Genomic DNA, 20613 nt, shown 5'->3' on the forward strand with positions numbered 1-20613 from the left:
ATAGGAAGCAGGATTCCTGTTTGCTCCAGTTCCCGATAGATGATTCCATGTATGTATTGGATGTTCCTATTCTACCATTAAATACAGCTATCAAGAAAATACATTCTGCTTATAGTGTCTATTCGAGAAACCTATAGGCTGCTGTCAGTCGGCGCGCAGGAAGTCGATAAAGCGCTGTGCGGCAAGGGAGAGCTGGCGCTGCTTGCTGCAGACGGCGAGCAGCTGGCGGTCCTCCACCTCTTCCTCGAGCTCAAAGAAGAAGGCCTGCTCCTTCCAACGCCAGCTCTGCACGAGCATGTCGGTCACGAGTGTCGCGCCGAGCCCCGCCGCGCAGAGCTCTGACGCCTCGATGATGCTGTTCGCCTCAAAGATCACCTGCGGCTTTGCGCCCGAAGACTCGCAGAGCTTCTCGTAGACCTCCGCCATCTGACGCGTCGGCTGCAGGCGGATGAAGGGCTCGCCCGACATGGCGGCAAACGAGATGCGCGGGAAGCCCGGAGCCTTGTCCTCCGCATGAGCTCTCGCGAGCGGATGCGCCTTCGGCACGGCCAGCATCGTATGCTCGCGGCAGAGCGCGACAGACGTAAAGTCCGGACGAAGGGAGCTGCCGTAGAGCAGAGCGAAGTCGACGGTACCCGAGGCGACGTAGTCCTCGAGCGTACGCACGGGCGCTTCCTTGATGGCCAGCTGGATGCCCGGGTACTGGCGGTGAAAGGCGACGAGCGGATCGATGAGGAAGCAGGCTGTCCGCGTGCGCGAGCTGCCGATCGTCAAGCTGCCCGTGCGCAGCTCCGAGAGGTCTGCGACTTCCTGCACGAGCGACTGCTGGATGCGCAGGATCTCCTTCGCCTGGCGCACGTAGATGGTGCCGGCCGGCGTCAGCGCAAGCGGTGTCTGGCTGCGGTCAAAGAGACGCACGCCGAGCTCCGTCTCGACTTTCTTGATGCACTGCGAGAGCGATGGCTGCGAGATGTAGAGATGCTTAGCAGCAGCCGAGAAAGTCCCGTCTTTGGCGACCTGCAGGACGCTGCGCCATTCGTGTTCATCAATCATGATATCATCCTTCCCTATCGACCCAATCAATTCAATAAATAGAGAACATCGTGCGGATGGAGGCCGTGTCACTCGTCTTCAGCAGAGCGAGCTGCAGCAGGACGCGCGCCTTCGCGGGATTCAGCGTGTCGCTCGCGATGAAGCCATTTGCCTCGTACGATGCCTCGGCCCTCGTCACGCGGCCGGCCGCGCTGCGCGTGCTGCGCACGACGGCGATGCCCTCTGCGGCGGCCTCGGCAAGTGCCGTCTCCACGCGCTCGGGGATGCTGCCGTTGCCCATGCCCGCGTAGACGATGCCCTGACAGCCTGCCTTTTGGGCCGCCGCAACGAGGAAGCCGTCGTCGTCGGCATGCGCGTAGAGTATGGCCACGCGCGGCAGAGCGGTGACGCCTTTGACGGAAAACGCGCTATGGACCGTATGGCGGCGCAGCGGACTCCGGTAAAAGACAGGCTCGCCGTCCTGCACGCTGCCAAGCGCTCCCATCTCCGGCGAGCGGAATGTATCCAGTGACGTCGTATGCGTCTTGACGGCATCGCGAGCACTCTCAATGGTGCCATTAAGCACGATCAGGACGCCCTTGCCCGCCGCTTCATCGTCGGCGGCGACGCGCACGGCCTGCAAGAGGTTCATCGGGCCATCGGCACTCATGGCCGTCGCGGGGCGCATGGCCCCCGTCAGCACGATTGGCTTCTCGCTGTGGACCGTCAGGTGCAAGAAATATGCTGTCTCCTCCATCGTGTCTGTGCCGTGCGTGATGACGATGCCATCGACATCCTCACGCGAGAGCAGCGCATTGCAACGCGCGGCGAGGCGCAGCCAGATCACTTCCCGCATGTCCTTGCTGTCAATGGCGGCAATCTGCTCGCCTTCCACCTCTGCATAGCGGCGGATCTCCGGCACAGCCGCCAAGAGATCTGCAACGCCGATGGCACCGGCCTCATACCCTGTCGTCGCCTCTTCTGACGCTGCTCTGCCGGCAATCGTCCCGCCCGTCGCGAGGATGTAGATGTGTTTCTTGATCATGGTCTCCTGTCCTTTCTCTCTGACGCTTTCTTTATTCTGTCTTAATTATAGCGTACCTGTTACAAAAGAAAAGCTCCCACGTGCGCGCAGCACCATGGGAGCTTTTCCTGACTTCGGTGAATTTATGGGATTATTTACGTTGACTGTGGGGAACAGCAGGTCATTCCTGCGTTGCCGGCTCTTTCTCTTGCTCTTTCGTCATGCGGCTGGCGAGGTAGTTCGCGGCAAGCGAACCAGAGATGTTGTGCCAGACACTGAAGATTGCACCCGGGATTGCTGCTGCTGCGCCGAAGTGCATCATGGCGAGGGAAGTAGCGAGGCCGGAGTTCTGCATGCCGACTTCGATGGAGATGGCCTTGGCCTTGGCCATGTTCATGTGCAGGGCCTTAGCGATGCCGAAGCCGAGTGCATAGCCGAGCAGGTTGTGGAGCATGACGACGAGCATGATGAGAGCGCCCGTCTCCATGATGCGCTGCGAGCTGACCGCGACGACGCCGCCGACGATCAGGACAATAGCGACAACGGAGATCAGCGGCAGGAGCTTGACGTACTTCTGGATGAAGTTGCCGAACAGCGAGTTGACGATGATGCCGCCGACAATCGGTACGATGACGACCTTGACGATCGACATCATCATGGCCGAGAGGGAAATCTCAACCCAGGCACCGGCGAGCCACCAGGTTAAAAGCGGCGTGACGACAGGAGCGAGGATTGTCGTCGTCATCGTCATCGAGACGGACAGCGCGACGTCGCCGCGTGCCAGATACGTCATGACATTCGAAGACGTGCCGCCTGGGCAGGTACCGACGAGGATGACGCCAGCGGCGAGCTCCGGCGGAAGGTTAAAGCCCTTGGCGAGCAGCCATGCAAGGCCCGGCATGATCGTAAACTGTGCCAGCGCACCGACGAATACGTCGCGCGGGCGCTGGAATACCAGGCGGAAGTCGCGCAGGCGCAGCGTCGTGCCCATGCCGAACATGACGATGCCCAAGAGCACAGCGATATTCGGTGCCGCCCACTTGAACGTCCACGGCTGGAACAGCGCGATGACGGCGACGAGAATGACAAAGACCGCCATGTACTTCGATATGAAATCACTGAGTTTACCTAAGAACTTCATAAGTTCGTCCTCCTTTGAGTATTTTGTATACCGTATGATTCCTTGGTAGATTGTTTACAATCATACAACCATCACTGTCCATTGTCAATGGTTTTTATAAAAAATATCAGTCGTTTGTCCTTTGCAAATGGATTCCTATCGTTTGTTATCTTTTGAGGGATGACGTATAATAGAAGCAGATTAATCGGGAGGAAGGAATCATGGAAGATATACAGACCTGCAATACACCCTTCGATGAGACAGGCGACCTCTGCCTGACGACATTCGGCCATTCTGTGACACATCCCGGCCATACGTACGGCCCGGCCGTGCGTTCCTATTACCTGATCCACTTCATCCTTGCGGGGAAGGGGACGTTCTATGTCAACCAACACACGTATCACCTGTGTGCCGGACAGGGCTTCCTCATTGAGCCGGATTATCAGACCATCTACAAGAGCGACCAAACGGAGCCGTGGACGTACAGCTGGGTCGCGTTCAGCGGCAGGCGCGCTGCAGAGATGGTCGCATCACTCGGCCTGAGCCAGGATGAGCCCATCTTCTCCTGCACCAAAGAGCAGGGATGGAAGCTCGCCGCCTATGTCCAGGATATGCTGCAGCACAACAGCTTTACGCAATCCGGCCGCTACTACCGCCTGGGTCTGCTGCTGCAGTTCCTGTCCATCCTCTCAGAGGCGCAGCGCGAGCTGCTCCCGCAGACAGACGGCAATGCCTACATTGCACACATGACGAAATTCATCCGCCTGCACATCGAAGAGCCCTTCACCATCCAGGACCTCGCCGATTACATGAACCTTAACCGCAGTTACATGACGACACTCTTCAAGAAACATCTCGGGATCTCCCCGCACGTCTACATCGAGAACTGCCGCATCACCAAGGCAAAGCATCTGCTCGAGACCACCACGTTTTCCATCGAATCCATCGCCTGCTCGTGCGGCTATGCCAAAAGCGACTCCTTCACGCGCGCCTTCTTGCGCAGGGTCGGCATGAGGCCAAAGGAATACCGGCAGCGCCAGCGCCGCTATCTTCCCAAAACGTAAAAGATTCCCCGACAGGATTGTCGGGGAATCTTTTCTCTGTTCATTCTCTCTCTTTTATCAATGAAGGAATCACTTCGCCTCGACGACAAACAAGCGCGACCAGAAGTCCGTGCAGTGCCTGCCCTCCTCACGGCTCTGCTCGCCAGCAGAAAAGTCCGTCGTATCGAGTCCGGCGCGCATGAGCTCGGCACCCGTAAACTGTCCCATCTCCTCGCGGTCGTCAATGCGGACCGTGTAGTCAGTCGCTTCATCGAGGCCGGCAAGCTTCATCCAAGTGTACGGCGTGCACGGGTGTGCGAGCATCTTGTAGTAGCCGACAATTGCCTGACGGCGGTCATCCGAGACAACCATCCAGGCTGCGGCATTGCCCGTGAACGGGTCTTTGAGACGGTAGAACGTGCCCTGCTGGATGAGCTTGCGGTACTTCTTCATGAAGCGGATCTGCTCGCGGACCTCATCGAGCTCCTTTGCTGAGAGCTTGCCGAGGTCGAGCTCATAGCCGAACGTGCCGAAGTAGGCCACGTCGCCGCGCAGTTTGAGGCTCGTATTGCGGAAGATCTGGTGGTTCGGCGCAATCGAGACGTGCGAGCCCATGAACGACACCGGATACGCGTAGCTCGTGCCGTACTGGATGCGCAGGCGCTCGCCGCCGTCGGAATCATCGCTCGTCCAGCACTGCGGCGCGTAGTAGAACATGCCCGGGTCAAAGCGGCCGCCGCCCGAGGCGCAGGACTCGAACAGGATGTTCGGGAATTCGCTCGTCAGCCGCTCGTAGAGGCTGTAGACGCCGAGGATGTAACGGTGGAAAATCTCGCCCTGATGCTCAGGACCCCAGCCCGAAGAGCCGCACTCCGTGATACTGCGGTTCATGTCCCACTTGATGTAGTCGACCTTAGCCGTGCTCAGGACCTTGTAGATGGAGTCGTGAATGTAGTCGACGACTTCCGGACGCGAGAAGTCGAGCACGTACTGCTTGCGGCCATGCGAAGCGTGGCGGCCTTCCGTGTGCAGGATCCAGTCGGGATGCGCGCGGTAGAGCTCGCTGTCCTTGTTGACCATTTCGAGCTCGACCCAGAGGCCGAACTTCATGCCAAGGCCATTGATGCGCTCCGCGAGGCCCGTGATGCCGTTCGGCAGGCGATCTGTGTTCGGCCACCAGTCGCCAAGGCCGCTCGTCTCGCCGCAGCGCGTGGAGAACCAGCCGTCATCGAGGACGAAGAGTTCCACGCCGACATCGTGCGCCGTCTTGGCGATGCGCACGAGCTTCTCCTCATCGAAATCGAAGTACGTGGCCTCCCAGTTGTTGATGAGGATGGGGCGCACCTTGTCGCGCCAGACACCGCGCGCCAGGCGCGTGCGGTAGAGCTTATGATAGTTCTGGCTCATGCCGTTGAGGCCATGATCCGACCAGACCATGACAGCCTCCGGCGTCTGGAACGAATCCTCAGGCGCAAGCTGCCAGCAAAATTCCTGCGGATGGATGCCCATCGTCACGCGCGTGACATCGAACGTATCGACCTCTGCCTGCGCGAGGAAATTGCCGCTGTAGACGAGCGAGAAGCCGATAGCCTCGCCCTGCTGCTCATCCGCCTGCGGGCGCTTGAGGATGAAGAACGGGTTGTGGACATGGCCCGACTGGCCGCGCAGGCTGCCGATGGACTGGATGCCGGGGCGCAGGTGCGTCGTGTTCTTCTGGCGCTCGCGGCCCCACCAGCCGGAGAACTGGACGAAGTCGTAGTCCGCATCGGGAAGGTCAATGGCAAGGCTCATCGCGCGCGTGAGCGCCACGGTCTCATTGCCCCTGTTGACGAAACGGGCATTGCGGGCAATCGCATCGAAGTCGCGGAAGATCGTGTACGAGAGCACGAGCTCGACGCCCGTCTTCTCATCGCGCAGCGTCACCAGCAGCGTATCTGCCTCCGCATCTTCCTCCACATACGTGGCCGGCAGGCCCTGCAGCTTCGGCTTGCCTGCGACAATCTCGTGCGAGACGTAGCAAAAATCCGTGATGTGGCTGCCGTCCGGCTGTGCAATCTCCACCGCGCCCTCGCGGAAATCCGTCGTGCCGTACGACGGGTACTCCTGGCGCAGGTGCTCGCGCGAGAATCCGTACTCGTTGTCAAAGACATAGGCACTGGTCGGGCGGTAGTAATCCGTGTGGACAAAATACCCGTAGTCGCGGTCTTCCGGCAGGCGCGCGCCGAAGTAGAGCTGGCCGAGATGGCCGTCGCGCAGGACCTTCATGATATAGCTGATCCGATCGTTATAGAGGTGGAATTGCTGATTCGTTGCGTCAAAAGAGATTCCCATCAAAAAACCCTCCTATAATTGTTTCTTAGCGTTTCTATCTGTTACGCTTCAATTATAGGAGGGTTGTTCGTTTTGTACCATCCGCAGCTGTTAGGATTTAGCGGATTTTTGTTGTCACTTGCCCGTCAAACGGTCAAAATGCTCGAGCAGCCAGACAATCAGATCATCTTCGGCGCGACAGCCGGTGAAGTCGGCAAGTGCCTTGAGCTCATCGTGCGCGTTGCCCGAGGCGATGCCGATGTCGGCGGCCTCCAATAGTTCCCTGTCGTTGAGGTAGTCGCCGAGCGCGATGATCTTCGTCTGCGAGAATGCGGGCATCTTGCGGATTGCCTCGAGCATCGAGCCCTTCGAGACGCCCTTGGCAACGAACTCGTGGTAATTGGCCTCTGAGTAGAAGTGATGCGAGCAGGCGGCCGTGCCGAAGACTTCTGCCTCCCGCTCGAGTTCGCGAAGATCTGCAGGGTCGGCGCAGACAAAGAACTTGAGCCACGGCATCTTCCTGACGTCGGCCAGATCCGCGAGGTCACTGTGGCAGTAGCGGTAATGCTCGTGCGGCAGGCGCGGGTCATCGTTTGCAGGATTGCTGATGATGTGGCAATCATCCTGCGTGTAGACCTCGATGCAGGCTTTTGGGAAGCGCTCGAGGCAAAACGCGGCAAAGTGCGGCCAAAGGTCAGGTGCCCCCTGTGCTGTGAGCGGCCGCGTCACAAGGACGCGCTCGTGCTGCCAGTCGTAGAGCATCGAACCGTTGAAGAAGACACTCGGTGCCGTGATGGCCACGCCGCCGAGATAGCCCGCCGCCGCTTCCGGCGTGCGGCCCGTCGCGATGCCGAAGTGGCCGCCGCCCGCGCGGAACGATTCAATCGCTCGCTTGTTCGCCTCCGACACGACACCGCCGTGCGGGATGATTGTGCCGTCGAGGTCGCTGATGATCATGTAGGATTCGTATGGTTTCATGAAGTTTTTTCTCTCTTTCCGGTTCATAATATTACTTGCAACGAAACCATTATACCATACATCTTTCCACGACTCACTTCGCCTTCACACTGCGGTTCGACTGGCGCCAGTGGCGAAAAAAAGCCACGCGCCCCAGGCGCATCTGCCAGCCCAGCATCATGTGGCGCAAGGTCATCAGCGGGTGATGGAGCAGCATGCGCGGGCCGCCGTAGCGCATGACGGCCTGGATCTCCTGGCGCCGCGCCGGTGCGTAGCAGTGCACGGGACAGACGCTGCAGAAGCTCTTGACCGCCATACGCGGGCAGGCGGCGATGCGCGCTTCTGCGTAGCGGGCCAGGGATTCGCACTGCGGGCAGAGCCCTTCTCTCCTGCCATGATGAGCCCTGCAGTAGATCGCGATGATCTCCGCCACGGTCTCTTGCTCCTGCTGCCGCTTCTTCTCAACATCCATCTTCAATGTCCATCCCCCGCTTTGCCAGTCGTCGCCTATCGTACTATCATCATATTCTGATGCAATCGTAACAAAAAAAGAGGAGCTACGCGGTGACTTTTGTTACGCGCAGCTCCCTGTGGATAAGTCGCCGATTTCCGCACAACTTATCCACAGCTCACACAGCAATTATCCACGGAATTTGTGGATAACTGCGAACCTGTCAAGGTCAGCCGTCCACTTTTCCAAGAAAAGCCTCACTCGGCCGGTCTTCTCTGGAAAAACGAGAGCACGAGGCCGATGGCCGTGCCGCAAAGCGCCGGCACGACCCAGCCCATCGTCAGGCTGTAGAATGGCAGGTATGCCGTCAACAGCTGGTTGAGCAGATGGAAGTGGATGCCCGCGGCGTTGAGGCCGTCAATCAGGGCGAAGATCAGCGTGAGGTTCAGCGCCCAGCGGTAGACGCCCTTGCGCCAGCCGATCATGCGGTCGAACAGCGAGAGGATGACGAAGACGATGACGAGCGGGTAGATCGTCACGAGGAACGGCACAGCCAGCGCGATGATCTGCGTCAGGCCGACGTTCGAGACGGCGAAGCTGAAGAACGTGAAGAAGAGCAGCAGGCGCTCGTACGAGATGCGCTTCTTGAAGAGCTGGTTGAAGAACCAGGCGCCGCCTGAGAGCATGCCGCAGCTCGTCGTCAGGCAGGCCAGGATGATGATGGCCGCCAAGAGGCCGTTGCCCGCCGTGCTGAAGAAGATGCTGACGGCGCTCGCCAGCAGTTGGCCGCCGTTTGGCGAGTGGCCGAGCACCATCGTGCTCGTCGCGCCGAGATACGCGAGCGAGCCGTAGACGCAGGCCATCAGCGAAACCGTGATGAGGCCCGCAATCAGGCAGATGCGGCCGATGGCCCGGTTATCCGTCACGCCGCGCATGCGCACGGCATTGACGACGAGCGTGCCGATGGCCACTGAGGCCAAGAGGTCCATCGTCTGGTAGCCGTCCTGGAAGCCCTGCGTGAACGGCGCGTCGATGTAATTGCCCGTGGGCGGCAGGATCGTGCCCAGCGGCGAGAGGAACGCCTTTGCAAACAGCACGGCCAGCACGACGAGCAGGACAGGCGTCAGCATCTTGCCGACGCGGTCGATGAGCTTGTTGGGATTCAGCGAGAGGTAGTACGAAGCGCCGAAGAACAGAGCCGTGTAGACAGCCTGCCCAATCTTCAGCGAATCTTCCTGCAGGAATGGGCGAATGCCAATCTCAAAAGAGACGGCACCCGTGCGCGGCACGGCGAAGACCGGGCCGATGCAGAGATAGAGCACAACGAGCAGCGCCGTCGCGAACCACGGGTACATCCTGCTGTTGATGAGTTCGAGGTAGCGGCCGCCCTGCAGCGCGATGGCGGTGATGCCCAGAAGCGGCAGGCCGACGCCCGTCGTCAGGAAGCCCAGCATCGCCAGTGGCGTGCTCGTGCCTGCCGCCTGCCCGAGTGCAGGCGGGAAGATCAGGTTGCCTGCACCGAAGAAGATGGAGAACATCATGAAGCCGATGGTGAGCAGTTCGCTCTTCTTGAATGAATTCATGGATTGATTCCTTTTCCTTTTTCTTGATTTCGCTTAGCTTCTAGCCAGCGATACTTATTTTATCACAGGATGTACATCAGTGCAAGACCACGTGTCTCTTTGTAAAGGATAAAGACAAGAACTTCCACCCTGTTCATATGGTATAATAGAGGAAATACAGAGAAAAGGAAGTGTCTCCCATGGCAGAAGAAGCAGAGAACAACGACAAGAATGCCCCCGTGAGCATCAAGAGAGCCCACGGCCAGGAACAGCAGATCAAGATGGATGTCCTCAACATGGTCAACCGCGCGGAGGACCCCTTTGCCATCATCTACCACCTCGTCAAATGGCTCGGCGAGTTCTCCGGCGAGCCAAGCTACGCCAAGTACGTAGAAGACCAGATCCGCGCAGTCTACGGCCTGGCCCTGCAGCATGTCAAGCCCATGCAGGACGAGCTAGATGAGGTCGAGGCGCGCCTCAAGCGCATCGAAGACGCCTACGAGAAGCCTGAGTTCACCGAGGAAGAGCGCATCCGCATCGGCTTCGCGATCCAGCACCACAAGGAGAACATCGAGCGCCTCAAGGTCCTCATCAAGCAGGCCAAGGCCGACCACACGAAGATGGTCATCAAAAAAGACTGACCCCGTGCAGCAGAAATAAAGAGGAGACGGCTCATGAGGAATTCTCATGCGTCGTCTCCTCTTTATCTACGAGATGCGCGATGTATCGATGTGCTGTATGCGCTTTCAGTCGAGGACGTAGACCGTCACATAACGGCGGCCGAAGTCCATGGCCTGGCCGTAGTCCTCCATGCAGAGGTCGATGCGGTCGCCGACGATGGCGCCGCCCGTGTCCGCGGCGATGGCCTCACCGTAGCCCGGGATGTAGAGACGCGTCCCGAGCGGGATCACATCCGTATCGACGGCTGCGATGCCGTACTGGGCCGGGAGGCCCGAGGCCGTGATGCCCTCTCCACCGCCGTCCCACGGCAGGTAAGCTGTCGCTTCCATCGTGTAGACTGCGCTGTAAGGTGCCATGCCATATGAAGTCTCAACTTGTTCTCTTGCTGGTTCCGGTTCGGCAATCTCCAGCGCTGCTGCGTTGTCCACCACCGATATGTCCATATTGCTGTGAATTTTCGTGTCCATGCCCGGCGATGCTGTCACATCGTCCGGATTGTAGCCCTGCTCAACGAGGGCGTCTTTTACGGTCTGAGTGCTGGTCAGGACCTCTTTTTTCTGTCCCTGATAGTCAATCGTGACAGGAACCGCTCGATAAATCGTGATGTCTGTGCTTCTGTCGTCTAATTTCTGTAACTGGTAGGAATCTTTGGCGCTGAGTTTCACGCCAGCTCGTTCGAGTATTGCTTCTGGATTTCTGTGTATCGTGCTGAGTTCAATCGTGTGTCCATCGACGTGGATCTGTACCTGATGCGCATTGTCGGGTGCGCCTGCGCGCGTGAAGCCCGAAGTCATCATGAGCATGATGACCAGCGTCATGCATACCAGGACCTTCTTTTCTGCTTTGTTGTGTAAGGAAATGAGTCGTCTTATACTCATTCAATCCCCCCTTTTTCTTTGATGGGAACCCTTTGAGAACAAGTTCAGTATAGCATAGCAAAAAGAGCAGTGTCAAACTGCATGGTTTTATTGTCCCACTTAAAGCTGAAATCAACCTGAAAAATGGGAACGAAAAAGTGGTGAGCGGCTCTTTCATCGAGCTACTCACCACTTTTCTGTTTCATGTATGTTTCACGCTTATAGGCCGTATAACTGGACCGCATTCTCGGTCGTCTTCTCTGCCACTTCGTCAAGCGTCATGCCGCGGAGCTCTGCGACCTTCTCGGCGACGAACCGCACATACGCAGGTTCGTTCCGCTTGCCTCGCATCGGTACGGGGGCCATGTAGGGGGCGTCTGTCTCAACGAGCAGGCGTTCCATCGGCATGGCCTTGACGATCTCCGGCAGCTTGGCTGCGTTCTTGAACGTCAGCGGGCCGTCGACACCGATGTACCACCCCATCTTGATGAGCTCTCTGGCCATCTCATAGCTGCCCGAGTAGCAGTGCAGGACCCCACGGATGCCCTTGCCCTCTTTCTTGAGGATGGCGAGCGTATCGCCGTGGGCATCGCGGTCGTGGATGCAGACAGGCATGTGCAGCTCGCGCGCGAGGTCGAGCTGCCGGATGAAGATGCGGCGCTGCAAGGCGCGACGATCCTCATCCTTCTCCCAGTAATAGTCGAGGCCGATCTCGCCGATGGCAACGACCTTCGGCATGTCCGTCCAGCCCGCAAGGATGTCGTCCTCGCGCGAGGTCATCTCAAAGGCCTCCTCCGGATGGATGCCGACACCGGCGTAGAGGCCCTCATAGGACTCGGCCAGGTTGACAGCCCGCTCCGAGGACTCGAGCGTGTCGCCCATGTTGATCATGCGCGTGACGCCAACGGATCTGGCTCTCTGCACCGTCTCCTTGACATCCGCCTGGAACTTCGCATCATTGAGATGCGTGTGCGTGTCGACGAGTTCGATGCTCATCAGCGCACCTCGGTGCCGGCTGGCATGTTGACCTCGAGCACCTTGAGGCCCTTGCCGTCGCTGGCGGCGAGGATCATTCCCTCGGAGACGACACCGCGGAGTTTGGCCGGCTTGAGGTTGGCAACGAGCACGACGTGCTTGCCGACGAGCTCATCCGGCTGGTAGAACTTAGCGATGCCCGAGACGACCTGGCGCTGCGGCTGGCCTTCGCCGAGGCTCAGCTGGAGCTTCAGGAGCTTGTCGGCCTTCGGCACCGGCTCTGCCGCCACGACTTCTGCTACGCGCAGTGCGACCTTGCCGAAGTCCTCGATACCGATCACGCCCGGCACTTCTTCTTTCTTCTCTGTTTTCTTCTGCTTGGCAGCTTTCTCCTGCTTTGCCTTCTTGGCAGGCTTCTCCGCCTCTTCCTTCTCTACCTCGATGCGCGGGAAGAGCTGCTCCGGCTCACCGACCTTGAGGCCGGCCGGCACGCCGCCCCACGACTCGATATCCTCGATCTGGACGTCCTTGAAGGCCTGCGGCAGGTTGAGCTGCTTCCAGATTCGCTCCGCCGTGACTGGCATGAACGGGGAAATCAGCACGCTGATGACGCGCAGGGATTCTGCCAGGTTGTACATGACATTGGCAAGTTCCTGCTTCTTCTCCGGATCTTTGGCCAGCGCCCACGGCGTCGTCTCGTCGATGTACTTGTTGGCGCGGCTGATGAAGGCCCAGACCTTCTTGATGGTGGCCGAGAGCTGCATATCCTGCATGTTCTTCTTGAAGAAATCCACCGTCTCCTTGGCGTCAGCCTTGAGCGACTTGTCGACTTCACTCTCGCCTTCCGGTGCGAGCAGGACGCCGTCCTGGAACTTGATCGTCATGTTGAGCGTGCGGTGCAGCAGGTTGCCGAGGTCGTTCGCGAGGTCGCTGTTGATGCGCTGGATCAGGGCATCGCGCGAGAAGTTGCCGTCCTGGCCGAGGTTGATCTCGCGCAGCAAGAAGTAGCGGATGGCATCGGCGCCGAACTCGTCGATCAGGCCGTTCGGATCGACGACATTGCCCTTGGACTTCGACATCTTGTCGCCGTCGACGATGAGCCAGCCGTGGCCGTAGACCTTCTTCGGCAGCGGCAGGTCGAGCGCCATGAGGATGCACGGCCAGATGATCGTATGGAAGCGCACGATCTCCTTGCCGACGAGATGCAGGTCAGCCGGCCAGTACTTCTGGAACTTCTCCGGATCGTCGAGGAAGCCGATCGGCGTCAGGTAGTTCGTCAGCGCATCAAACCAGACGTAGATGACGTGCTTCGGGTCGATGGGGACCGGGATGCCCCAGTCGAACGACGTGCGCGAGATGCAGAGGTCATCGAGACCCTGCTTGATGAAGTTGATCATCTCGTTGCGGCGCGAGACTGGCTGGATGAAGTCGGGATGATCCTCGATGTACTGCAGCACGCGGTCAGCGTACTTGCTCATCTTGAAGAAGTACGCCTCTTCGGATACTTCCTGTACCGGACGGTGGCAGTCCGGGCAGCAGCCGTTCTCATCGAGCTGATGCTCCGTCCAGTAACTCTCGCACGGCGTGCAGTAGAGTCCCTTGTAGGAGCCCTTGTAGATATCACCCTTCGCGTAGATGCGGTTGAAGATCTCCTGCACGACGCGTTCGTGGCGCTTCTGTGTCGTGCGGATGAAGTCATCGTTGCTGATATTGAGGCGTTTCCAGAGATTCTGGAAGCCTGCGACGATCTTGTCGACGTACTCGATTGGCGTGACGCCTGCCTCTTCTGCCTTCTGCTGGATCTTCTGGCCGTGCTCGTCGGAGCCCGTCAGGAAGAAGACATCCTCGCCGATGAGGCGATGGAAACGAGCGATCGAGTCCGCGATCGTCGTGCAGTATGCATGACCGATGTGGAGCTTGGCACTCGGATAGTAGATTGGTGTCGTGATGTAGAATGGTTTCTTTTCCGTCATGAGATTTCCTCCCCGTCAGGCGCTAATGGAACGCCTGCGTAAAATTCAGTATCCTTGCGAATCTGTTGTGTCTATTATAGAACAATTTCCCGCAAATGGAAATAAGCGTGAGAATCAGCGCGGCTCACTTGAGGCATGCTTCGAAGATGAACTGGTTGGCCAGCACGTTCATGTTCGCCGAATTGATATCGGCTGCCTCGCCGAGTGCCTGCCATGCCTTGGCGTAGTCCTTCTGCCGGATGTAGGCGACGGCCTGCGCGTTCTTGGCATCGGCCGTCTGCGGCGTCAGGCGCAGCGCCTCCTGGAAGTCGGCGAGCGCTTCTTTCTCTTTCTTCTGGTCCAGGGCGATGAGGCCGCGGTTATACCAGGCCTGCATGAACTCCGGGCTGAGCTTCAGCAATGCATCGTAGCTCTTGAGCGCCGCCTTGTGGTCGCCCTCGCGCTGCTGGGTGATGGCGAGGTTGTAGTGCGCCGCCATCGAGTCCGGCTTTAAGCCTGCTGCCTGCTTGAAATCCGCCTGAGCCTCCTTGTAGGCGGCGCGGTTGAAGTAGACGATGCCGCGGTAGATGTAGGAACCCGCCTCGTCCGGCATCTGGCGCACCTTCTTCTCGGCGGCGGCCAGCGAGGCATCAGAGCCGTCCGGAGCCTGTGCCTGCTGCCAGAGGTAGAGTATCTCCTGGCCGTAGCGCGTGCCCGGCACAGCCCAGACGCCGTTGAGCCCCGTCCACTTCGTGATGTGGCCGTGGATGTCGGGGCGGTTGACGACGACATGCTTGTAGCGCGGGTCGACGATTGCACCGTGCGGCCGCTCCTGCGTGGCATAGGCCATAAGATGCTGGATGTGGGCGCGCACGCCGAGCTGCGGCGTCGCAAAGCTCGCGCCCGGTTCGCGATTGCCCGTCGCGCCGAGGCCGCAGAAGTTGTTCTGCTTCGGCGAGACGTCCCCGCCGTAGGCAAAGAAGCCCGTCTCCTTCAAGGCCTGGCACAGGGCGACGTCCGGCCGGATGCCCTCGCGGCCGGCCTCTTCGTAGTAGTAGCGGACAATGTCCTCGACCGAGCAGTTGAGCTTGGGCTGCGGGTTGCGCTTCTCGATGTAGTGGACCATCTGCTCCTCAGACGCCTCTGCCGCGCCCATGATCGTGATGGTATCGGCCGCGGCCTCCGCCTCGAGCATCGGTTCCTCGTAAGCCGGCGCCAAACGCCACTTGACGCTGTCCATCGCGCGGCGGTTGACCTTGCCCGCCATCTTCTCGGGGAACTGGGGGCGCCCCGGTATCGTGCGCACCGCGGCATCGGCCGCCTTCGACGAGGCAGCCGGGGCGGCCTGGGCCATCACCGGCGCGATCAGGGACGGGATGGGATAGAGCGAGGCCCCGCAGAGCGCGGCCGCCAGCATCACACGCGAAATCTTCATAAAAACCTCCAGGATGTCAATCGAAATGTCAATGTCAATCGTGTCGAATGCTCGAGAGCATCCACCCCATTATACCATATCAAGGCAGTGCCCTCATCCCCGTCGCTTCCCTCGATATTTGCGGATAAAAAAACTCCCCGCCGCTTATGCAGTGGAGAGCTTCTGTCATGCTTCTGTTTTGCAGGGGCCTGTCGACTCGCGCGTGATCAGGATGTTCTCGAGCGTGATGCGCTTGCTCTGGCCGCCGTGGATCATCTCGACGAGCACGGCGGCGGCGTTGCTGCCGAGCTGGAACATGTTCTGGTCCATCGTCGTGATCTGCGGGTCTACGAGCTTCGAGAGCGTGATGTTGTCGAAGCCGACGACCGAAACGTCCTGCGGCACGCGGAGGCCGAGGCGCTTGCAGGCGCGGATGGCCCCCGTCGCCATGAGGTCATTGCAGCAGAATACTGCTGTCGGAGCGAGCTCCGGCATCACCTTCATGAGCTTGATGCGCGCAGACGTCACCGTATCGATGTTGTTGCCCTCACCGATGTCGACGATGTCTTTCTCATTGAAGAGGCCCTGCTCCGCCATGAAGGCGCGGTACGCCCGCTCCTTGACCGTATAGGAATCGGAATTCTCACCGCGGACAAAGAGGATGTGCTTGTGGCCGAGCCCTGTCAAGTACTCGAGCGCCTGCCTCGTGCCGAGTGCCTCGTCGTTGGCGACGTACGAGACGTTCGGGATGCGGTGATAGCCATTGATGAAGACGAGCGGCACACGCTTGACGATGCGGCGGTAGAACTCCTCGCGCAGCCCCTCTGTGTTCGGGCTGATGACGATGATGCCGGAGACACTGCGCGAGACGAGCGCATTGATGCACTCCATCTCGAGCTCCGGATCGTTCTGCGCGCAGTTCAGCAGCAAGGAATACCCTTGACGCCGCATGGACTTCTCGATGCCGTCGATGACCTCTGCGAAGAACATGTTGTAGAGGCCGGGCACCACGACGCCGATCGTCGAGGAATGGCGCGTGTTGAGCTCGCGAGCCTGCACATTCGGCACGTACTGCAGTGCGTTGATGGCAGACTGGACGCGCTCACGCGTCTCCGGCTTGACCGGATAATTCCCGTTGACGACGCGCGACACTGTCGCAACCGAGACGCCAGCCTCTTTGGCGACGTCCACGATGGTGGCTTTCTTCTTCATTTCCATGGTCGTTCCCTGCTTTCTTTGGATGATGAGAGTCCTCAATCCTTAGCAGCAGTTGCAACAAAGCGGTCAAATGCCTCCATGCCCTTCGCGTCGCGCTTGTAGACGCCGGCATGCGTGAGAACTGTCTCGAATACTTTGCCTATTTCCTCCTCGAGGATGCCCGTGACATCCTGCTCCGATACCGTCGGGTACTTCTCGCGGAGCATCTTGTACCAGTCAGCATGGCTGGCAATCTCCGTCATGCCCGAGATATCCGGCGTGCCCTTGACGAGCTCCTCGCCGACGCGAGCCATCTCCTTCTTGAGGCGGGCCGGCAACACAGCGAGCCCCATGACCTCGATGAGGCCGATGTTCTCTTTCTTGATGTGATGCACTTCGGCATGCGGATGGAAGAGGCCGAGCGGGTGCTCTTTCGTCGTGCGGTTGTTGCGCAGCACGAGGTCGAGCTCGTAGAGATTGCCGCGGCGGCGCGCAATCGGCGTGATCGTGTTGTGCGGCGTGCCGTCCGTCTCAGCGAGGATCTCGACGCTCGGGTCGCTGTACTTGCGCCATGCATCGAGAATCTTCTCGGCGAGGTCCGCGAGCTCCTCGCGGTCTTCGCCCTGCAGGCGAATCGTCGACATCGGCCATTTGACGCGGCCTACCTTGATGTCCTCAAAGCCCGGGAAGGTATAGAACTTCTCGATTGGGGCCTTGGCCATCGCGAAGGTGTAGCGGCCACCCTGATAGTGGTCGTGCGAGAGGATGGAGCCGCCGACAATCGGCAGATCTGCATTGGAACCAAGGAAGTAGTGCGGGAAGATCGTCACGAAGTCCAGGAGATTCTCGAAGCTCTTGCGCGAGACTTTCATCGGCACGTGCTTGCGGTTCAGGACAATGCAATGCTCATTATAATACGTATACGGGGAATATTGCAAGAACCAGCGGTGAGCCGAGAGGCGCAGCGGGATCAGGCGGTGCGTCTCGCGAGCCGGATGGCCCGGATGGCCGGCATAGCCTTCGTTCTCGCGGCAGAGCAGGCACTTCGGATAGCCCGAGGACGGTGCGAGCTTCGCCTTGGCGATGTCGCGCGGGTCCTTCTCCGGCTTCGAAAGGTTGATCGTGATGTCGAGATCACCGTACTCTGTCGCCGTCTTCCAGACGATGTTCTTGTCGATGCGGTCCTTGCGGATGTAGTTCGACGCGATGCTCATCTTGTAGAACTCGTCCGTCGCGGCCTTCGGGCTGCGCGCGTAGTCATTCGTGAAGCGGCGCACGACTTCCGACGGGCGCGGCATGACACAGTCCATGATGCGCGTGTCGAAGAGGTCGCGATTCTCGGTCGTATTCTCGATCAGGCCCTTCTCGGCAGCGTAATCGAGCATGTTCTCGAGGATCGGCATGGCCGTCGGCAGCTTCTCGTCGACGAACTCCGGCTCAAAGGCATCGACTTTCAGGACGTCGAGCAGGCGGTTGGCCGCATAGTAGTAGTCATCCTCGTTGATCAGCATGTTCTGCTTTGCAAAATTCAACAAGCGATTGATTTCCGTATTGATGGACATGATTTTCCTTCCTTTCACCTTTCGGCTCTTGCAAGACTGCCTATCTTATTTCTCGTAGCCGTTCGGGTGTTTCTGGTGCCAGGTCCAGGCCGTGCCGATGACCTGCTCGACGTTCGTATAGCGCGGCTTCCAGCCGAGGATCTTCTTGGCCTTGTCCGAGGAAGCGATGAGCTGGGCCGGGTCGCCGGCGCGGCGTGCGCCCATCTCGACCTTGATGTCCTTGCCCGTCGCCTTCTTTGCTGCCTCGATCATCTCCTTGACCGAGAAGCCCTTGCCGTTGCCGAGGTTGAAGATGTTGCTCTCGCCACCCTTGCGCAGGTACTCGAGGGCCAACACATGAGCGTCAGCAAGATCGATGACGTGGATGTAGTCGCGCAGGCACGTGCCGTCCGGCGTCGGATAGTCATCGCCGAAGACCGTGATGTGATCGCGCTTGCCGAGCGGGACCTGCAGGATCAGCGGGATGAGGTGCGTCTCCGGGTTGTGGTCCTCGCCGATGGAGCCATCGTCGAGTGCACCGGCTGCGTTGAAGTAGCGCAGCGAGACGTAGCGGATGCCGTTCGCGCGGCTGACCCACTTCATCATCTTCTCCATCGTGCGCTTCGACTCGCCGTACGGGTTCGTCGGCTCCGTCGGATCGTCTTCCATGATCGGCACGCGCTTCGGCTCGCCGTAGACAGCAGCCGTCGACGAGAAGACGATCTTATCGACGTTGTTGCGTACCATCGCCTCGAGCAGCACCTGCATGCCGTAGACGTTGTTGTTGAAGTACTTCAAGGGTTTCTGGACGCTCTCGCCGACGAGGGAGTTCGCTGCGAAGTGGATGACCGCCTCGATGTTGTTCTCCGTGAAAATCTTGTCGAGGATGGCTGCGTCGCGGATATCGCCCTCGTAGAACTTCGCCTTCGGATTCAGGGCATCGCGATGCCCCGTCTGCAGATTGTCGACAATGACGACATCCTCACCTTTCTCCACGAGCTGATGGACTGCATGAGAACCAATATAGCCAGCGCCGCCACAAACCAGAATAGACATATGTGATCTTCTCCTTTTTTCCTTTATGATACAGCAGATTGTACCGAAAAATTTTACCGATTCGTTAAGATCCTGTTACGTCAGCCCTCGATGCGATGCGTGCCGTCCGAGATGCTGGCGACGACGAAGCTCGGCGCGTAGCCGATTTTCTCCGTGTATGCTTCGCCGACATTCTTCTTGAATGCCTCGATGGCATCGTTCTTGACGAGGCTGACCGTGGAGCCGCCGAAGCCTGCACCCGTCATGCGCGAGCCGATGACACCTTCCTGCTGCCATGCGATCTCTGCGAGCGTGTCAAGCTCCTTGCCCGTCACTTCGTAGTCGTCGCGCAGCGAGAAGTGCGACTCGTTCATCAGGCGGCCGAACTCCGTGACATCATTGTTCTCGAGTGCCTTGACGGCGTCGAGCGTACGGTTGTTCTCGTAGACGGCATGGCGTGCGCGATGGCGCTCGAGGACTTCCTCGATGTGGCCGGCAATCTGATTGAATTCGTCATTGCCGAGCTCGCCGAGTGCCTTGAGCTCCGGCTTGACTTCCTTGAGCTCGTTGAGCGCATGCTCGCACTGTGCGCGGCGGACATTGTAGGCCGAGGAAGCGAGGCTGTGCGGCTTGTTGGTGTTCGTGATGACGATGCTCGCGTCCTCAAGCGCGATCTTGCTGTAGCGATACGAGAGCGTGTTGCAGTCGAGCAGGATAGCGCAGTCCTTCTTGCCCATGCCGACAGCGAACTGGTCCATGATGCCGCAGTTGACGCCGACGAACTGGTTCTCTGCCTTCTGCGAGAGCTTGACCATCTCGATCATGTCGAGTCCGAAGCCGAATGCCTCATTGAGGATGACCGACGTCAGCACCTCGAGCGAAGCCGAAGAAGAAAGGCCAGCGCCTGCCGGCAGTGTGCCGTAGATCAGGATGTCGAAGCCGTGCGTGGCCTTGTGGCCGGCCTTCTCGAATACATCGACGACGCCCATCGGGTAGTTTGCCCAATCCTTGGCAGTGTCATAAGAGAGGCCCGTCATCGGGAACTCGATGATGCCCTTGTCGGCAAGGTTCATCGAGTAGATGCGCGTCGTCATGTCCTTGCGGTCTGCGACGACAGCGTACGTGCCGAGCGAGATGGCGCACGGGAAAACATGACCGCCATTGTAGTCCGTATGCTCGCCAATCAGATTGACGCGGCCTGGGGAGAAGTAGCTGCGCTCCGCTTCCCCGCCGAACTGCTTTGCAAATTCCTGTTTCATCGTCGCTAAGATTTCCATTTTTGTAACCCTCCATCGCCTTAGTTTGACTCTTCGTCTGCTTTGGCTCTGTACGTCTCCGATCGATATGATTCGGTAAACGTTTTCTTATAGCCCCTAAAAGATGGCGCAAACCTGATTACCCGCCGATTTGCACCTTCTTTTTTCTTGTTGTCTCTAGTTTACCGCGTCTAAGCTGTATTGTC

General features: G+C 59.0%; 17 protein-coding genes. 2 read left to right on the forward strand and 15 right to left on the reverse strand.

Features of this window, described 5'->3' with window-relative positions:
• Nucleotides 1–144 precede the first annotated feature (144 nt).
• The 3 genes from QDI87_RS06020 to QDI87_RS06030 all read right to left on the reverse strand — a co-directional run bounded on the left by QDI87_RS06020 (nucleotide 145) and on the right by QDI87_RS06030 (nucleotide 3197).
• Complete coding sequence (locus QDI87_RS06020; protein ID WP_036374165.1) at nucleotides 145–1053, reverse strand: LysR family transcriptional regulator; 909 nt, start codon at nucleotides 1051–1053, stop codon at nucleotides 145–147.
• 31 nt (nucleotides 1054–1084) lie between these two features.
• Nucleotides 1085–2077: an asparaginase gene (locus QDI87_RS06025; protein ID WP_303696184.1), complete on the reverse strand. Its 993-nt coding sequence runs from the start codon at nucleotides 2075–2077 to the stop codon at nucleotides 1085–1087.
• Between the two features lie 160 nt (nucleotides 2078–2237).
• On the reverse strand, nucleotides 2238–3197 hold the full coding sequence (locus QDI87_RS06030) for a bile acid:sodium symporter family protein (protein ID WP_278742515.1): 960 nt from the start codon (nucleotides 3195–3197) through the stop codon (nucleotides 2238–2240).
• 200 nt (nucleotides 3198–3397) lie between these two features.
• On the opposite strand from QDI87_RS06030, the gene QDI87_RS06035 reads away from it, so the two are divergent.
• Complete coding sequence (locus tag QDI87_RS06035; protein WP_036374170.1) at nucleotides 3398–4240, forward strand: AraC family transcriptional regulator; 843 nt, start codon at nucleotides 3398–3400, stop codon at nucleotides 4238–4240.
• Between the two features lie 69 nt (nucleotides 4241–4309).
• On the opposite strand, the gene QDI87_RS06040 is transcribed toward QDI87_RS06035, so the two are convergent.
• The 4 genes from QDI87_RS06040 to brnQ all read right to left on the reverse strand — a co-directional run bounded on the left by QDI87_RS06040 (nucleotide 4310) and on the right by brnQ (nucleotide 9520).
• The gene (locus QDI87_RS06040; protein ID WP_278742517.1) at nucleotides 4310–6550 is read right to left on the reverse strand and encodes an alpha-galactosidase; all 2241 of its coding nucleotides are present in this window, start codon (nucleotides 6548–6550) and stop codon (nucleotides 4310–4312) included.
• A 114-nt stretch (nucleotides 6551–6664) separates the two neighbouring features.
• On the reverse strand, nucleotides 6665–7507 hold the full coding sequence (locus QDI87_RS06045) for an HAD hydrolase family protein (RefSeq protein ID WP_278742519.1): 843 nt from the start codon (nucleotides 7505–7507) through the stop codon (nucleotides 6665–6667).
• Between the two features lie 73 nt (nucleotides 7508–7580).
• The gene (locus QDI87_RS06050) at nucleotides 7581–7958 is read right to left on the reverse strand and encodes a nitrous oxide-stimulated promoter family protein (RefSeq protein WP_278743375.1); all 378 of its coding nucleotides are present in this window, start codon (nucleotides 7956–7958) and stop codon (nucleotides 7581–7583) included.
• 236 nt (nucleotides 7959–8194) lie between these two features.
• Nucleotides 8195–9520 (reverse strand): branched-chain amino acid transport system II carrier protein, encoded by a 1326-nt coding sequence (gene brnQ / locus QDI87_RS06055; protein WP_226867819.1) that lies wholly within the window; start codon nucleotides 9518–9520, stop codon nucleotides 8195–8197.
• A 179-nt stretch (nucleotides 9521–9699) separates the two neighbouring features.
• Here brnQ and QDI87_RS06060 point away from each other — a divergent pair, with 179 nt between their 5' ends.
• Nucleotides 9700–10140 carry a hypothetical protein gene (locus QDI87_RS06060; protein ID WP_278742521.1) on the forward strand — a complete coding sequence of 147 codons (441 nt, stop codon included), beginning with the start codon at nucleotides 9700–9702 and terminating at the stop codon, nucleotides 10138–10140.
• A gap of 105 nt (nucleotides 10141–10245) precedes the next feature.
• On the opposite strand, the gene QDI87_RS06065 is transcribed toward QDI87_RS06060, so the two are convergent.
• From QDI87_RS06065 to QDI87_RS06100, 8 genes are all read right to left on the reverse strand, one after another.
• A complete protein-coding gene (locus tag QDI87_RS06065) occupies nucleotides 10246–11058 on the reverse strand; it encodes a G5 and 3D domain-containing protein (RefSeq protein ID WP_036374180.1) in 813 nt (270 codons plus the stop codon).
• A gap of 198 nt (nucleotides 11059–11256) precedes the next feature.
• Entirely contained in the window at nucleotides 11257–12033 is a 777-nt protein-coding gene (locus QDI87_RS06070; RefSeq protein WP_278742523.1) for a TatD family hydrolase, read from the reverse strand.
• Entirely contained in the window at nucleotides 12033–13985 is a 1953-nt protein-coding gene (gene metG, locus QDI87_RS06075) for a methionine--tRNA ligase (RefSeq protein ID WP_270527748.1), read from the reverse strand. The genes QDI87_RS06070 and metG overlap by 1 nt, the downstream gene beginning before the upstream one ends.
• Before the next feature lie 124 nt (nucleotides 13986–14109).
• The gene (locus tag QDI87_RS06080) at nucleotides 14110–15399 is read right to left on the reverse strand and encodes a glucosaminidase domain-containing protein (protein ID WP_226867815.1); all 1290 of its coding nucleotides are present in this window, start codon (nucleotides 15397–15399) and stop codon (nucleotides 14110–14112) included.
• A gap of 165 nt (nucleotides 15400–15564) precedes the next feature.
• Nucleotides 15565–16596 carry a LacI family DNA-binding transcriptional regulator gene (locus QDI87_RS06085; RefSeq protein WP_036374193.1) on the reverse strand — a complete coding sequence of 344 codons (1032 nt, stop codon included), beginning with the start codon at nucleotides 16594–16596 and terminating at the stop codon, nucleotides 15565–15567.
• A gap of 35 nt (nucleotides 16597–16631) precedes the next feature.
• On the reverse strand, nucleotides 16632–18137 hold the full coding sequence (galT, locus tag QDI87_RS06090; protein ID WP_036374196.1) for a UDP-glucose--hexose-1-phosphate uridylyltransferase: 1506 nt from the start codon (nucleotides 18135–18137) through the stop codon (nucleotides 16632–16634).
• Nucleotides 18138–18182: 45 nt separating this feature from the next.
• A complete protein-coding gene (gene galE / locus QDI87_RS06095; RefSeq protein ID WP_278742524.1) occupies nucleotides 18183–19172 on the reverse strand; it encodes a UDP-glucose 4-epimerase GalE in 990 nt (329 codons plus the stop codon).
• A gap of 80 nt (nucleotides 19173–19252) precedes the next feature.
• Nucleotides 19253–20428 carry a galactokinase gene (locus tag QDI87_RS06100; protein WP_036374202.1) on the reverse strand — a complete coding sequence of 392 codons (1176 nt, stop codon included), beginning with the start codon at nucleotides 20426–20428 and terminating at the stop codon, nucleotides 19253–19255.
• Nucleotides 20429–20613: the final 185 nt, after the last annotated feature.

Source organism: Mitsuokella jalaludinii (genome assembly GCF_928722185.1).
In the GTDB taxonomy this organism is placed as follows: Bacteria; Bacillota; Negativicutes; order Selenomonadales; family Selenomonadaceae; genus Mitsuokella; species Mitsuokella jalaludinii.